The sequence below is a fragment of the Streptomyces sp. GbtcB7 genome (assembly GCF_019091445.1).
GTDB classification, from domain to species: Bacteria; Actinomycetota; Actinomycetes; order Streptomycetales; family Streptomycetaceae; genus Streptomyces; species Streptomyces mirabilis.
This window is the reverse complement of the sequence record NZ_JAGXJM010000570.1, coordinates 1-239: the sequence shown is the minus strand read 5'-3', so window position 1 is coordinate 239 and position 239 is coordinate 1. Positions and strand designations below refer to the sequence as shown.

The 239-nt window shown below is 69.5% G+C and carries 1 pseudogene; it reads left to right on the top strand.

The window, feature by feature from the left end:
• A pseudogene (locus KVT44_RS56860) lies at positions 1 to 239 on the top strand (oxidoreductase); the annotation flags it as partial.

Here is a 239-nt window from a genome sequence, read left to right as displayed (position 1 = left end):
CTGGAGGCTGAACTGCCGCCCAAGTCGGGACAGTTGACGGTGGGGCGGCTCGACCTGGCCGACCGGTCGACGGTCGCCGCGTTCGTGACCGACTGGACGGGCCCGCTGCACATCCTGGTCAACAACGCCGGAGTGATGGCCCCGCCGGAACTCACCCGCACACCTGACGGCCGGGAATTGCAGTTCGCCGTCAATCACCTGGGCCACTTCGCGCTCGCCGTCGGCCTCCACCCGGCACT